This is a genomic window from Kineococcus terrestris (assembly GCF_041020755.1).
Lineage (GTDB): Bacteria > Actinomycetota > Actinomycetes > Actinomycetales > Kineococcaceae > Kineococcus > Kineococcus terrestris.
The window spans coordinates 16913-29363 of the sequence record NZ_JBEUEI010000043.1; the positions used below are offsets into that span (position 1 = coordinate 16913).

The 12451-nt window shown below is 77.5% G+C and carries 8 protein-coding genes; 3 read left to right on the forward strand and 5 right to left on the reverse strand.

Annotation, left to right across the window (positions count from 1 at the left end):
* Positions 1-199 precede the first annotated feature (199 nt).
* From AB8M62_RS18320 to AB8M62_RS18340, 5 genes are read right to left on the reverse strand one after another with little or no spacing between them, the layout of a single operon-like run.
* Positions 200-1774, reverse strand: coding sequence for an AbgT family transporter (locus tag AB8M62_RS18320; protein WP_369070486.1), 1575 nt, complete (start codon positions 1772-1774; stop codon positions 200-202).
* Positions 1771-3108, reverse strand: a complete 1338-nt coding sequence (locus AB8M62_RS18325) for a M20 family metallopeptidase (protein WP_373695001.1) — start codon at positions 3106-3108, stop codon at positions 1771-1773. Before AB8M62_RS18325 ends, AB8M62_RS18320 begins: the two co-directional genes overlap by 4 nt.
* Positions 3109-3167: 59 nt before the next feature.
* Complete coding sequence (locus AB8M62_RS18330; RefSeq protein ID WP_369070488.1) at positions 3168-4457, reverse strand: mannosyltransferase family protein; 1290 nt, start codon at positions 4455-4457, stop codon at positions 3168-3170.
* Positions 4454-6943: a DNA gyrase/topoisomerase IV subunit A gene (locus AB8M62_RS18335; RefSeq protein ID WP_369070489.1), complete on the reverse strand. Its 2490-nt coding sequence runs from the start codon at positions 6941-6943 to the stop codon at positions 4454-4456. The genes AB8M62_RS18330 and AB8M62_RS18335 overlap by 4 nt, the downstream gene beginning before the upstream one ends.
* Before the next feature lie 28 nt (positions 6944-6971).
* Positions 6972-7592 (reverse strand): nitroreductase family protein, encoded by a 621-nt coding sequence (locus AB8M62_RS18340; RefSeq protein ID WP_369070490.1) that lies wholly within the window; start codon positions 7590-7592, stop codon positions 6972-6974.
* Between the two features lie 87 nt (positions 7593-7679).
* Between AB8M62_RS18340 and AB8M62_RS18345 the strand changes: the two genes are divergently transcribed.
* The 3 genes from AB8M62_RS18345 to AB8M62_RS18355 all read left to right on the forward strand — a co-directional run bounded on the left by AB8M62_RS18345 (position 7680) and on the right by AB8M62_RS18355 (position 12327).
* Positions 7680-10415 carry a bifunctional acetate--CoA ligase family protein/GNAT family N-acetyltransferase gene (locus tag AB8M62_RS18345; protein ID WP_369070491.1) on the forward strand — a complete coding sequence of 912 codons (2736 nt, stop codon included), beginning with the start codon at positions 7680-7682 and terminating at the stop codon, positions 10413-10415.
* Between the two features lie 134 nt (positions 10416-10549).
* Complete coding sequence (locus AB8M62_RS18350; RefSeq protein WP_369056268.1) at positions 10550-11110, forward strand: DUF5998 family protein; 561 nt, start codon at positions 10550-10552, stop codon at positions 11108-11110.
* On the forward strand, positions 11107-12327 hold the full coding sequence (locus AB8M62_RS18355) for an alkaline phosphatase family protein (protein ID WP_369070492.1): 1221 nt from the start codon (positions 11107-11109) through the stop codon (positions 12325-12327). The genes AB8M62_RS18350 and AB8M62_RS18355 overlap by 4 nt, the downstream gene beginning before the upstream one ends.
* The last annotated feature ends 124 nt before the right edge of the window (positions 12328-12451 follow it).

A 12451-nucleotide genomic window follows, 5' to 3' on the forward strand; every position in this document is an offset into this window, starting at 1 on the left:
CCCCGCGTGCCCCACCGTGGGGGCACGCCGCCGCCCGGGCGGTGCGGGGACGAGGAGGTCGTCGTGGGACTGCTCAAGGGTCTGCTCAAGGGAGCGATCGTCGGCAAGGTGCTCGAGCGCGTGCTCGGCCGCCGGCAGGCGCCGCCGCGCTGAGGGCCGCGCGTCCCGGGCGCCACCGGACGGTGGCGCCCGGCCGCCCTCACAGCCGCGCGTACTGCCCCGGCCCGAACGGCAGGTCGGCCAGGAACCAGACGGTCAGCACCGACACCCAGGCCAGCCAGAAGAAGACGGTGAACGGCAGCATCCGCGCGATGAGGGTGCCCAGCCCCGCCCCGGGTTCCCACCGGCGCAGCATCGCCAGCACCACGACGATGTACGGGTTCAGCGGGGTCAGCACCTGCGTGGCGGAGTCGCCGATGCGGAACGCCGCCTGCACGAACGCCGGCTCGTACCCCAGCAGGGCGAACAGCGGCACGAACACCGCGCCCATGATCGTCCACATCGACGAGCCGGACACGATGAACAGGTTCAGCAGCGAGCACAGCAGGACGAACGCGACGATCGCCGGGAACCCCGTGAAGTCCAGCGCCCGCAGCGCGTCCGCCCCGGCGACCGCCATCCACGTGCCCACCCCCGACCAGGTGAACAGGGCGATGAACTGCCCCAGCACGAACGCCAGGACGATGAACGGCGCCATGTCCCGCACCGCCTCCGCCATCGCGGCCGGCACGTCGACGGCCCGCCGGAACGCGCCCGTGCTGAACCCGTGCACGAGCCCCGGCACCGCCAGCAGCGCCGAGACGACGAACACGGTGGAGTCCAGCAGCGGCGACTCCGGCAGGTAGCCGCCGCTCCCGTTGCGCAGCGGCGCGCCCGGCAGGACCGCCAGCAGCACCAGCGCCAGCGCGGTGGCCGCGGCCGCCGCGCCCGCCCGGCGCAGCCCGCGGCGCGCCACCGCGTCCACCTGCAGGTCGTCCACGTCGTCCACGGCGCCGGGCCCCTCGGCGTCCGGGCGCTGCTGCCGCGGGACGCCCGTGCGCTCCAGCCGCGGCTCCAGGACCCGGGAGGACAGGAACCCGCACACCGCGGACAGCACCAGCGAGCTGGCGATGTTGAACCACCAGTTCGACACCGGCGTCACCGGGGTGCCCGGGTCGGGCAGGCCGACCACGACCGACTGCGTGATCCCGGCGAACAGGGCGTCCAGGCTGGTGGGCACCATCGACGTCGAGTAGCCCGCGCCCGCGGCCGCGAACGCCGTCAGTAGACCGGCCACGGGGTGGCGCCCGGCGGCCCGGTAGACCATCGCGGCCAGCGGCGGGACGACCACCATCACCGAGTCGGCCATGACGCTGCCGACGGTGCACACCAGGGCCACCGCGTACGGCAGCGCCCAGCGCGGCGCGCCGCGGAACGCCAGCGCCACCAGGGCGGTCAGCATCCCGCTGCGCTGCGCCAGGCCGACCGCGAGCAGGATGACCACGACCGTGCCCAGCGGCGGGAACGAGACGAAGTTGTCGACCACCCCGCCCAGGAACCAGGCGATCCCCTCCCCGGTGAACAGGCCGCGCACGACGGTCTCCTCCTGCGCCCCGGGCACCGTCACCCGCACACCCGCCAGCGCCATCGCCGTCGAGACGACCGCCAGCACGGCGAACAGCCCGACGAAGAGCACGAACGGCTCGGGGATCCGGTTGCCGACCCGCTCGACGCCGCCCAGCACGCGGTCCAGGCGGGTGGCCGGTGCCCCGCCCGGCGCGGCCGGCGCGCTCACGACAGGAACCCCTCGACGTCCAGGACGCCCCCGGCGGCCTCGAACTCCGCGCGCACCGCCTCCAGGAGCGAGGGGTCCGCCAGCACGTCCAGCCCCGTCAGCGCCAGCCCGACGGCCCCGTCGAGGACGGCGGCGTCGGCCGCGGGGGAGGCCGCGGCCGCCGCGAAGGAGCTCGTGTGCAGGGACTCCTCGGGGCCGGCGACCGCCAGCATCGGGTGGATCGCCGGCACCCGGACGCTGACGTTGCCCAGGTCGGTGGACCCGGCCAGCGACTCCGGCACCACGCCCGGCGGCAGCGCGGTGCGCCCGCGGCGGCGCTGGTGCTCGCTCCAGCGCGCCGCCAGCTCCAGGTTCGCCCGGATCGGCAGGTACGCCGGCTGCCGGTCCCACTCCAGCTCGTACCCGCACCCGGTCATCGCCGCCGCGGCGACGAGGACCTTCTCCACCCGGTCGCACAGGTCCGCCAGCGTGGGCGGTGCCGCCGAGCGCACGTAGTACTCCGCGACCGCGCGCTCGGGCACGACGTTCGGCCGCTGCCCGCCGTCCAGGACGATCCCGTGCACGCGGTCGCTCGGCGGGACGTGCTGGCGCAGCATCGCGATCCCCTGGTACCCGGCGACCACCGCGTCCAGGGCGTTGCGGCCCATGAACGGCTGCGCCGCGGCGTGCGCGGCGACGCCGGTGTACGCGACGCGCACCTGCCGGCGGCCCAGGAACGGCTGCACCGCCACGTCGTAGCTGAACGGGTGCAGCATCAGCGCCACGTCCACCCCGTCCAGGGCGCCGGCGCGGGCCATCAGCTCCTTGCCGCCGCCGCCCTCCTCGGCCGGGGTGCCCAGCAGCAGCGCCGTGCCGGTGACCGACCCCGCCTCCAGCGCGGCGCGCAGGCCCAGGAACGCGCCCGCGGCCGTGGCGGCGATGACGTTGTGCCCGCAGCCGTGCCCCACGCCCGGCAGCGCGTCGTACTCGGCGAGGACGGCCACCACGGGCCCCTCGCCGCGCGTGACGGACGCCCGCAGCGCCGTGTCCAGCCCGTGCGCCCCCACCTGCGCGTCCACGCCGTGCCGGGCCAGCAGGTCCGCCAGCGCCCGCACCGAGCGGTGCTCGGCGAACCCCTCCTCGGGGTGGTCGTGCAGGTCGTGGCTGAGGGCCACCAGGTCGCTGCCGGCGGCCTCCACGGCGGCCTCCACGGCCGCGCGCAGGTCCTCCGGCGCGCCGTCGAAGGCGCTGGCGAGCGGTTCCGCGCGCGCCGCGGCCAGCTCGGTCGCGGCGCGCAGGGACGCCAGGTAGGTGCGGTCGGGGGCGCTGGGCCGGTGGGTGTCCACGCGGCCCAGCCAACTACCGCGGCGCCGCCGGGACCAGCCCCCGCGTCGCGCCCGGCGGCGCGGGTCCCTCAGCCCACCCACTTGCCGTGCGTGAACAGCACGGCGCTGAGGACCATCACCGTCGTGGAGACGAGCACCGGCACCGCGAACCGGTGCTCGGCCGCCAGCCGCCGCGAGCCTGCCAGCGCGAACGCCACGGGGAACAGCACGAGCACGTACCGGTTGACGGCCTGCAGGTTGCTGTTGAGCGAGACGAGCAGCAGCGTCGCCAGCGACAGCGCGGTGAAGCTGGCCGGCAGCCGCCGCGCCGACAGCAGCGTCACCGCCAGGCACACCAGCCAGGCCGCGGTGCCGATGCCGAAGCGGAACAGCATCGTCCAGTCCACGCCCGCCGGGCCCGCCGGGTCCGCCGGGTCCCCCGTGCCGGTGGCGAACCCCGCCAGCCGCACCAGCTCGCGCCACACCGTGCCCACCACGTTCGGGTCGAACACCTGGTACGTCCAGGCGTCGTCGTAGGCGTGGAACATCGCCAGCGGGTCGCCCAGGGCCACCGCGCACCACGCCACCCACGCCGCGAACCCCGCCGGCGCCAGCAGGAACCACCACGTCGAGCGGTCCAGGCCGCGCAGCGAGCGCTCGCGCAGCACCCCCTTGGCGGCCAGGTGCTCCACCGCCACCGCACCGGCCACGGCCAGCCCCGGCAGGCGGGTGGCCGTCAGCAGCCCCACCAGCAGGCACGCGGCCCACCAGCGGCCCCGGCGGGCGGCCCAGAACGCCCCGAACGCCAGCGCGCAGAACAGCGCCTCGGTGTAGAAGCAGGCCAGGAAGAACGCCCCCGGCGCGACGAGGAGCAGCAGCACCGCCCGCCGCGCGCGCACCTCGCCCGACGGGTCGTCCGCGCGCGGGCGGGTCGCGAAGAAGTCCCGCGCCAGGGCCCGCAGGAACACCAGCGCCGCCAGCGCCGCCGCCCAGCTGACCGCCAGGCCCGCCCACACGACGTCCACGCCCGTGGCGGCCACCAGGTGCACCAGCAGCGGGTACAGCGGGTAGAACGCCGGCTGGATGACCTGCGTGTACCCGTCCTGCGCGATCGCCAGGTAGTGGTTGGCGTCCCAGCGCACCAGCGCCTGCACCGGCAGCGGGTAGCCGTCCAGGTGCGCGTAGTCCGGGCCCAGGTCCACCGGCAGGGTCGCCAGCGACACCGTCATCGCCCCGACGACGGCGACCAGCCACACGGCCAGCAGCCCGGCCGCCGAGCCCAGCGGCCGCAGGGCCGACAGGGCCGCCAGGGCCGCCAGGACTCGGGACCGCCCGTCCGCGCGCGCCGCCCGCGCGGGGCGCTGACCGGTGGCCGTCACGGCACCGGCGGGCCGGCCACCGCGGCGACGGGCTTGTCCAGCGCCGTGCCCGAGCCGTCCCGGCGCCCCGGCACCGCCGGCAGCGCGACGGCCGTGCCCGTGGGGGTGGCGGCCTCCGCGGGCCCGCGCCCGGCCCACGCCAGCAGCAGGACGTCCTCGCCGCGGGCGAAGCGGTGGCAGCGCACCCCGCCGGTGGCGCGGCCCTTGGGCGGGTACTCCGCCAGCGGCGTCACCTTCGCCGACCCCAGCTGGGTGCCCGGCAGGGCGCCCGAGTCGCCCGCCACCGTCACCACGACGGCGTCCGGGGCACCCGGGTCCACCGCGGTCATCGACACCAGCCGCGCGCCCGCCGCCAGCCGCATGCCCGCCACCCCGGCGGCCCCGCGCCCCTGCGGGCGCACCAGCGCGGCCGGGAAGCGCAGCAGCTGCGCGTCCGAGGAGACCAGCACCAGCTCCTCCTCGCCGGTGGTCAGCTGCACGGCCGCCACCACCTCGTCGGACACCCGCGCCGAGAACTGCTTGAGGGCGATGACGTCGACCTCCTCGCGGGTGCCCAGCGGCTCCAGCACGACGCGCTTGACGACGCCCGCCGCGGTGGCCAGCGCGAACCCCTGGTCGTCCGGGTCCTCCACGCCCGCCACCGGCAGCGGCACCACCGCCAGCACCCGCTCGCCCTTGGACAGCGTCACGAACTCCTTGACCGCCACCCCGCCGGACAGGCCCGGCCGCCCCTCGGTCGGCGGCAGCACCGGCAGGTCCAGCACCGGCACCCGCACCAGCCGCCCGCGGGAGGTCAGCACCCCCACGTGCCCGCGCGCCGTGGCCGGCGCCAGCGAGACCACCAGGTCGTGCTTGGTGCGCCGCCCCTCGGTGCCCAGCGGCTCCACGCCCGCCGTGCGCACCAGCAGCCCCGTGGACGACAGCAGCACCGTGCACGGGTCGTCGGCCACCTCCAGCGCGGTGGCCGAACCCGCCGCCGACGGCCCCGCCGAGGCCAGCAGCACCGTGCGCCGCGGCGTGCCGTGCTTCGCGGCCACCTCGGCCAGCTCGTCGGAGACGATGCGCCGCAACCGCTGCTCGTCGGCCAGCACCGCGCGCAGCTCGGTGATCGTGGCGTTCAGCTGCGCCTGCTCGCGCTCCAGCTCGATGCGGGAGAACCGCGTCAGCCGCCGCAGCTGCATCTCCAGGATGTAGGAGGCCTGGGTCTGCGACAGGTCGAACACCTGCTCCAGCCGCTCGCGGGCCGTCGCGGCGTCGTCGGAGGTGCGCACGATCTGGATGACCTCGTCGATGTCGACGATCGCCACCAGCAGGCCGTCCACCAGGTGCAGGCGGTCCTCCGCCCGCCCCAGCCGGAACCGCGTGCGCCGGCGCACCACCTCCAGGCGGTGGGCGACGAACACCTCCAGCAGCTCCTTCAGGCCCAGCGTGCGCGGCTGCCCGTCCACCAGCGCGACGTTGTTGATGCCGAAGGACTCCTCCATCGGCGTCAGCCGGTACAGCTGCTCCAGCACCGCCTCCGGCACGAACCCGTTCTTCACCTCCACCACCAGGTGCAGGCCGCGGGTGCGGTCGGACAGGTCGACGACGTCGGCCACGCCCTGCAGGCGCTTGGCCTGCACGTGCTCCTTGATCTTCTCCGTCAGCCGCTCCGGACCCACCCCGTAGGGCAGTTCCGTCACGACGATGCCCTTGCGCCGCGCGGTGACGTTCTCCACCCGCGTCGTCGCGCGCGTGCGGAAGGTGCCGCGGCCGGTGGCGTACGCGTCGCGGATGCCCTCCAGACCCACGACCCGCCCGCCCGTGGGCAGGTCCGGGCCCGGCACGAACCGCATGAGCTGCGGCAGGTCGGCGTCCGGGTGCGCGATGAGGTGCCGCGCGGCGGCCACCACCTCGCCGAGGTTGTGCGGCGGCATGTTCGTGGCCATCCCGACCGCGATCCCGCTGGCGCCGTTGACGAGCAGGTTCGGGAACGCCGCCGGCAGCACGCCCGGCTCGGTGAGCCGGTCGTCGTAGTTGGGGACGAAGTCGACGACGTCCTCGTCCAGCCCGCCCGTCATCAGCAGCGCCGCCGGCGTCATCCGCGCCTCGGTGTAGCGCTGCGCCGCCGGGCCGGCGTCCAGCGAGCCGAAGTTGCCGTGCCCGTCGACCAGCGGCACCCGCATCGTGAACGCCTGCGCCTGGCGCACCAGCGCGTCGTAGATGGCGACGTCGCCGTGCGGGTGCAGCTTGCCCATCACCTCGCCGACGACGCGCGCCGACTTCACGTGGCCCCGCTCCGGCAGCAGGCCCATGTCCTGCATCATGAACAGGATCCGGCGCTGCACCGGCTTCAGGCCGTCGCGGGCGTCCGGCAGCGCGCGGGAGTAGATGACCGAGTAGGCGTACTCCAGGAACGCCCCCTGCATCTCCTGCTCGACGTCGATGTCGACGATCCGCTCGGGGGTCGCGGGCGCGGGGGTGCTGCGGGTCCTGCTGCGGGGCATGGCCGCCATCCTGCCGCCTCCGGCGCGCTCAGCCGTCCCAGGGCACGCCGAACCGGCCGTCGTGCGCGGTGTCCGCCAGGGTGCGCCGGGCCCGCCCCGGGCGGGCCGCGGGGGCGCTCGCGGGGGCGGGGTGCCCGATCGTCAGCGCCGCCACCACCCGCCGGTCCGCGGGCACGCCGAACGCTCGGCGCACCGCCTCGTGCGCGTGCGCGGGCACCCCCACCAGGCACGCGCCCAGGCCCTCGTCGACGGCCGCCAGCAGCACCAGCAGCGCCGCCATGCCCGTGTCCACGTCCGGCCAGTCCACGGACCAGGACGCGCTGCCGCGCCCGGGGCGGGTGTCGGCCCGCTTGTCCGCCCGCGCGTAGCGGGCGGCGTAGGCGCCCGGGTCCGACAGCGCCAGCACCACCGCCGGCGCCGTCCGCATCCCGGTCAGCCACGCGTCCGCCGGGCCCGGCGGGGCCGTCAGCTCCCAGAAGGCGTCCCGGTCGGCCCCGCGCAGCACCAGCAGGTCGCGGCCCTCGCTGCCGCCCGCCGACGGCGCCCGCAGCGCCGCGGCCAGCACCCGGTCCAGCTGCTCGCGCGCCACCGGCTCGCCCGTGTAGCGGCGCACCATCCGCCGCCGGCGCAGCACCTCCGAGAGCTCCACGCGCCCGATCCTGCCCGCCCGCCCGGCCCGCCGCCGCGGCGCGCTCCCCGCGGGACCGGCGCGCGGGCGGCCACTACGATCGCGGCCATGACGTCGCCGCCGGTGGGTTACCCGACCCGCTGGGAGGCCGACGTCGCCCTGCGCGACGGCGGCACCGCCCACGTGCGGCCCATCCGGCCCTCCGACGCCGACGCCGTGGCCGCCTTCCACTCCCGCCAGTCCGAGGAGTCGCGCTACCTGCGCTTCTTCGCGCCCATGCCGCGCCTGTCCGAGCGCGACCTGACCCGCTTCACGCACGTCGACCACGCCGAGCGGGTCGCCCTCGTGGCCACCGTCGGCGACGACATCGTCGGCATCGCCCGCTACGACGCCGCCCCGCCGCGCCCGGGGCGCCCGCGCGCCGCCGAGGTCGCCTTCAACATCTCCGACGCCCACCAGGGCCGCGGGCTCGGCTCGGTGCTGCTGGAGCACCTGGCGGCCGCCGCCCGCGAGCGCGGCGTGCAGCGCTTCACCGCCGACGTGCTGCCGCAGAACGCCAAGATGATCGCCGTCTTCCGCGAGGCCGGCTTCGAGGTGCGCCAGGGCTACTCCGACGGCGTGCTGGAGGTCTCCTTCGCCATCGACCCCACCGAGCGCTCGCTGGACGTCATGCGCGCGCGCGAGCAGCGCGCCGAGGCCCGCAGCGTCACCGCCCTGCTCTCGCCGTCGTCCGTCGTCGTCGTCGGCGCCAGCCGCGACGTCGGCTCCGTGGGCCACCGCCTGCTGGCCGACCTCGTCACCGGCGGCTTCACCGGCGCGCTGCACGCCGTCAACGCCGACGCCGCCCCCGGCCAGGAGCTGCTGGGCGTGCCCGTCCTGCGCTCGGTGCGCGAGCTGCCCGGTCCCGCCGACCTGGCCGTCGTCGCCGTCCCGCCGGCGGCCGTGGTCGGCGTCGTCGGCGACTGCGCCGCCACGGGCGTGCGGGGCCTCGTGGTCGTCTCCAGCGGCTTCGCCGAGACCGGCCCGGACGGCCTGGCCCTGCAGCGCGAGCTGGTCCGCATCGCCCGCGCCAACGGCATGCGCGTCGTGGGCCCCAACTCCTTCGGCGTCCTCAACACCGACCCGGCCGTGCGGCTGAACGCCTCGCTGGCGCAGGAGATGCCGCCCGCCGGGCGGTTCGGGCTGTTCAGCCAGTCCGGGGCGCTGGCCCTGACCGTCCTGTCCTCGGTGCAGCGGCGCGGCCTGGGGGTGTCCACCTTCGTCTCCGCCGGCAACCGCGCCGACGTCTCCGGCAACGACCTCATGCAGTTCTGGCACGACGACGAGGCCACCGCTGCCGTCGGGCTGTACCTGGAGAGCATCGGCAACCCGCGCAAGTTCAGCCGCGTCGCGCGCCGCCTGGCCCGCCGCAAGCCCGTCGTCGTCGTCAAGTCCGGCGCCTCCGGCTTCGGGGTGCCGCCCGGGCACGCCGTGCGCGCCTCCCGGGTGCCCTTCGAGGCCGTGGAGAACATGCTGCGCCAGGCCGGGGTCATCCGGGTCGAGAACGTCCACCAGCTCTTCGACGTCGCCCAGGTCGCCGTGCAGCAGCCCCTGCCGCAGGGCTCGCGGGTCGCCGTCGTCGGCAACTCCGACGCCCTGGAGACCCTGGCCGCCGACGCCTGCGTCAGCTGGGGCCTGCGGGTGGTCCACGGACCGCGCTCGGTGCACCCCGAGGCCGGCGCGGAGGAGTTCACGGACGCGCTGCGCGCCGCCTTCGCCGACCCCGAGGTCGACGCCGTCGTGGCCAGCTGGGTGCCGCCCACCGCGGCCGTGGACGCCGAGGTGGCCGCGGCGGTGGCCCGCACCGCGGCCGAGGGCGGCAAGACGTGCGTCACCTGCTTCCTCGGCACCCGCTCGGTGTCCGCCTCCCGCGTCGGGGGTGCGGGCGGGGGTGCGGGCGGGGGCGCGGGCGGGGGAGCGGACGGGCCCGAGGGCCCCGGTGCGGGCGAGGGCCACGTCGTGCCCTCCTACCCCACGCCCGAGGACGCCGTCCGGGCGCTCGCGGCCGTCGTGCGCTACGCCCACTGGCGGCGCAAGGACCCCGGCCACCTCGTCACCCCGGAGGGGGTGGACCTGCACGCCGCCCGCGCCGTCGTCGAGGACGCCCTGGCCGAGCACCCCGACGGCGTCGAGCTGCCGCGCGCCACCGCCGTGCGGCTGCTCGCCGCCGTGGGCGTGGCGGTCCTGCCCCGCGAGGAGGTCCACGGCGTCGAGGAGGCCCTGGCGGCCGCGGAGCGGCTCGGCTGGCCCCTGGCCCTGAAGACCGTCGGCGAGGAGCTGGCCGGGCGCCAGGACCTGCGCGGCGTGCGGCTGGGCCTGACCGGCCCCGACGCCCTGCGCACCGCCGTGGCCGAGATGCGGGCCGCGCTCGGCGAGTCCGCCGACACCCTCGTCGTGCAGCCCATGGCCCCGCTGGGCGTGCCCTGCCTCGTCGCCAGCAGCGAGGACCCCCTCTTCGGGCCCGTCGTGCGCTTCGGCGTCGAGGGCGACCCCGTCGACCTGCTGGGCGACGTCGGCTACCGCATCCCCCCGCTGACCGACGTCGACGTCGCCGACCTCGTGCGCTCGGTCAAGGCCGCCCCCAAGCTGTTCGGCCACCGCGGCGCGCCCGCCCTCGACGTGGCGGCCCTCGAGGACGTCGTCGCCCGCGTCTCCGTGCTCGCCGACCACCTGCCCGAGGTCGCCGAGCTGCGCCTGTCGCCCGTCCTCGTCGCCGAGCGCGGCGCCGCCGTCCTGGACGCCGTCGTCGTCCTGGCCCCGCCGCAGGGGCGCGCCGACCCCGACCGGCGCACCCTGCCGCTGTGACGTCCCCGCGACGCCCCCGCGAGGGCGCCGCCGCTGTGACGCGGGGGCCCGGGGTGGGGGAGGATGGACCCGTGCGCGAACGCCTGTCCCCCCGCAGCACCGGCCACGGCGAGGCGGCCGGAGGCGGGCACGACCTGCCCCCGCAGCTGCTGGCCGACGTCGAGCGGGCCGGCTACTACCCGGCCCTCGTCGTCGACGCCCTGCGCACCGCGGTGGCCGGGCAGCCCGTCGGCGCCCACCTCGTGCACCCGGAGACCACCTTCGACGCCGAGGAGGTCCGCCGGCACGTCACCGTCCTGGTCACCACGCCCACCCGGCTCGTCGTCGCCCACGCCGACGACCACGGACCCGACGACACCTCCCCGCAGCCGTACGCCGTGTGCTCGACGGAGTCGGTGCCGCTGGAGCGCGTGCACTCCGTCGTCGTCTCGCGCGTGGTCACCCGGCCCGCCGAGCACGCCGTCGGCGACGTGCCCGCCGAGGTCAGCCTGACGCTGGGCTGGGGGGCGCTGCACCGGGTGGACCTGGAACCGGCCTCCTGCCCCGACCCGGACTGCGACGCCGACCACGGCTACACGGGGTCGCTGACCGGCGACGACCTCACCGTGCGCATCGCCGGCGCGGCCGAGGGCGCCGACGCGGTCGCCGCCGCGGAGGCCTTCGCCCGCGCGCTGTCGGCGGCCACCGCCCGGTGACGAGCCCCGCACCGCGCACCGCGCCGCGGTCGGCGCCACCCGCCGCGGCCCTGCCGGACGCCCCGCCCTACGGGCGCGGGTCGCTGTCCGGGCTGCTGCCCGCGGTGGCCGCCAGCCTGGGCGTGGACACGGCGGGCGACCCCGCGGACGCTCCCGCCGCCGAGCCGGCGCTCGACCTGCCGGCCGCGCCGCGGACGTGCCTCGTCCTCGTCGACGGGATGGGCGAGCTCGCGGTGGACGAGCGCTCCGGGCACGCGCCCGCCCTGCGCCGCTGGCGCGCCGACGCGGGCGCCGCCGTCCTGTCCTCCGGGTTCCCCTCCACCACGGCCACGAGCATGGGCCTGCTCGGCACCGGCCTGGCCCCCGGCGGGCACGGCCTCGTCGGCTACGAGGTCCTCGACCCCGACCGCGACGCGCTGCTCAACGAGCTGGCCTGGGACCCCGCCGTCGACCCCCGCCGCTGGCAGCCGCGCACCACGTGGTTCCAGCGGGTGGCCGCCGCCGGCGTCGACGTGACGCGCGTGGCGCCGCCCCACTTCGACGGCTCGGGGCTCACCGAGGCCGCCCTGCGCGGCGGGCGCTTCGTCGGCACCCCCGAGCGCCTGGACGCCCGCACCGGTGCCGGCGTCGACGCCCTCGCCGCCGCCGCGCGCGCCGGCCGGCCCGCCCTGACCTACGTCTACTGGGGCAGGCTCGACGCCACCGGCCACGCCCACGGCGTCGGCTCGTGGGAGTGGACGCAGGAGCTGGAACGGGTGGACGCCGCGCTGGCCGACCTCGCGCGCCGCCTGCCGCGCGGCACCCTGCTCGTGGTGACCGCCGACCACGGCATGGTCGACGTCGGCCCGGGCGCCCGCGTCGACGTCGCCCGCGAGCCGGAGCTGCGCGCCGGCGTCCGGCACGTCGGCGGCGAGCCCCGCGTCACCCAGCTGTACTGCGAGCCCGGCGCCGCGCCGCGGGTGGCCGCCCGCTGGCGCGAGCGCCTGGGCGACCGCGCGCTCGTCCTCGAGCGCGCCGAGGCCGTCGCCGCCGGCTGGTTCGGCGACGTGGAGGAGCGGGTGGCGCCCCGCATCGGCGACGTGCTCGTCGTCGCGGCGAGCGAGTTCGCCGTCGTCGACTCCGCCCGGATGCGGCCGGAGGCGCTGCGGCTGGTCGGCCAGCACGGCGCCCTCACCGACGCCGAGCGCCTCGTGCCGCTGCTGGCCGTGCAGGTCTGAGGGCGGGTCCGAGCGCGGGGGGGGGGGGGGGGGGGGGGGGGGGGGGGGGGGGGGGGGGGGGGGGGGGGGGGGGGGGGGGGGGGGGGGGGGGGGGGGGGGGCGGGGGGGGGGGGGCCGGGTCGGG

Bases quoted from the DNA above. Each gene is read 5' to 3' on its own strand.
- AB8M62_RS18345 (WP_369070491.1), top strand. From the start codon at position 7,680: ATGACGTCGCCGCCGGTGGGTTACCCGACCCGCTGGGAGGCCGACGTC.
- AB8M62_RS18335 (WP_369070489.1), bottom strand. From the start codon at position 6,943: ATGCCCCGCAGCAGGACCCGCAGCACCCCCGCGCCCGCGACCCCCGAG.